Source organism: Aeromonas aquatilis (genome assembly GCF_054052405.1).
Map to the genome: position 1 here is coordinate 1 of NZ_JBSTYP010000125.1, position 2,627 is coordinate 2,627.

The following is a 2,627-nucleotide window of genomic DNA, read 5'->3' on the forward strand; positions in this document are numbered from 1 at the left end:
CGGCAGTGATGCCATCGCGCATCGCTGACACGGCCCAGATCCAGATCGCCGCCAACAACCGGGGCTATGCCTACACCGCGACCCTGCTGCCCACCCCTTGCCCTGGTTCGTTGACCGTCAGCTATCTGGCCCAAGGCAAATGGTACGACTTGAAAGACAACGGGCGCGGGGAGCTGTTTGGCCAGGACAAATCCTATGGCTCTGGCCTGCTCAACTTCACCACCGGCTCTGTGGTGTTGACCCTGGGGGCGCTGCCGGATGTGAACAGCGCGATCATGTTCAGTTGGGGTACCAAGGTCTCTTACCTCAACCGCGCCAGCATGGTGCTGGAGCCGGTGCAGCTGACCCATAAGCTGGCCCATGAGGGGATCACCCCAAACAGCCTGACCCTGACTTGGCAAGCCGGTGGCGCGACCAAAACCGCCATCGACAACGGGGCTGGCCAGCTGACCGGCGATGCCACCGGCACCATCAATTATGTGACCGGCGATCTGGCCCTGCGGGTGGCGACCCTGCCGGATGGCGGCCAGGAGTATCAGGTTGTTTACCAGTACGGCGACCCGGACACCCAACGCTTTGACTACCCGGCCCGCAACCCGGACGGGACGATCACCATGCAGCTGGCTAAGCAAAACCTGACCCCCAGGATGGTATCAGTACGCTGGAATGCCCTTTATGAGGAGGTGAAGGACGACACCGAACTGGTGATCGCTACCCGTGACCCGATCATCAGTGTGCGAGACAACGGCGCGGGCAAGCTGCTCGATGCGGCAGGGGTGGAGTGGGGCACCGTCAACTACACCACCGGCCAGCTCACCATCAAGCCGGATGGTCAGGGCGGCATTCCGAAAACCCGCTATGAGTGGCGCACCATCGGCACCTATGGCGATGGCCACGGTAACACCATTGCCCGCCAGCGCTGGACGTTGGTTGAAATCTACTACGTGCAGGCCGCTTACCTGTTCCCGGTGGACGACAGTGGTTGGGTCGAGGTGGAGTACCGCAGCAATAACGCCAGCAGCGCGGGCCAGGACACCGTGAAGGCCACCCCGTTGGTACTGGATATCACTCCGCGCAATGGCGAGGCGATCCTGGCCAACTCGGTGCGCTTTGCTCTGGGCGGGTCGGTCTATGTGGACAGGCAAGGGATCCTCTATCGCAACATCGACCCCGCCACCGGGGCCGGTGAGCAGGCCGGGACGCTGGATTATGCCACCGGCAAGGCGACCGTGACGGTCTGGAACCCTGGTGCGGCGCCCGTACTTGCCCTGAGTTCGCTGGTCACCAGCCTGGTAGCCCAGACGGTGGACGAGGTGACATTCAGGACGCCGGGGGCACCCATTGCGCCATCCAGCCTCTACCTGAGCGGCAACACCGCAGACGGGCGCCGGTTTGAGGTGACCGCCAACGGCGATGGCACCATCACCAGCCAGGATGTAACCGGCAAGGTGGACTATCAGACTGGGGTGGTATCGGTGCGCTTTGGCCGCCTGGTGACGGCAGCGGGCAATGAGAGTAAACCCTGGTACGACCCCGATAGAGTGGTCGATGGCAAGATCTGGCGCCCCTTGTCGGTGGTGGCTGACACCATCCGGTTTAATGCGGTGGTCTATAGCTATCTGCCGCTCGATGCGGATCTGATCAAGCTGGATCCGGTGCGCCTGCCATCCGATGGCCGGGTGCCCTTCATCCGCAAGGGTTACATCGTAGTGGTGCACTCCACCAAGCGCAGCGCCTTCCCCATGGGGGTACAGGCCGGGCAGCAGCTCAACACCGGGCGCGAACGGTTGGCCTATTGCCGGGTGGAGGATAAGAACGGCAAGGAGCTTTCACCGCAGCTCTACAGCGTCAACATGAATAGCGGGATGGTGACCTTGGCCAGCCCGCTGAACCTGACCGGCTATGTGGAGCCGCTGACCGTGGTTCACCGGATAGAGGATATGAGCCTGGCCACCGATGTGGAGATCTCGGGCCGCATCACCCTGGCCAGGCCCCTCAGTCACAACTATGAGGCGGCGGATACCCTGGTCTCCAGCGCCCTGATCATCGGTGACCTGTGGGCCCGCTATGGGGCGCTGTTCGACCAACGCACCTGGACAAATAACTGGTCTGATTTTCTGATTGGCGACCCCTGCACAGCGGAATACAACGACACGGATTTCCCGATCGTGGTGACCAACCGGGCGACCCTGCAAGAGCGCTGGGCCATCATCTTCCAGACCACCACCACGTTTATTTTGGTCGGCGAGCATGTGGGCCAAATTGCGGTGGGGGACGTGAATACCGATTTTGCCCCCATCAACCCCAATAACGGCCAGCCCTATTTCAGGCTTGACCGGCGTGGCTGGGGCGCCGGTTGGGCTGCGGGCAACGTGCTGCGCTTCAACACCTACGCCGCCAATTACCCGATCTGGTTTATCCGCACCATCTTGCAGTCGGTGGCAGCAGTGGATACCGACCGTTTCGAGGCCCAGCTCAGGGGCAACGTCAACCGTTAACCGGTGAGGCGTTGCGCCTTGCCCGTGGAGAGAAAAGCGATGGCTGAATACAAGGTCAAATGGTTTGCAAGCGAGATGCAGGGGGCCCCGAGCCTGGGCGATACCGCAGAGGGCGCCCTGGCGGCGCTG

General features: G+C 62.2%; 1 protein-coding gene. It reads left to right on the plus strand.

The genetic code is table 11. The features are described from left to right. Positions 1-2,498, plus strand: a 2,498-nt coding sequence (locus ACW5W8_RS23480) for a curculin (mannose-binding) lectin protein (protein ID WP_498630825.1), incomplete at its 5' end; no start/stop codon positions are given. Positions 2,499-2,627 lie beyond the last annotated feature (129 nt).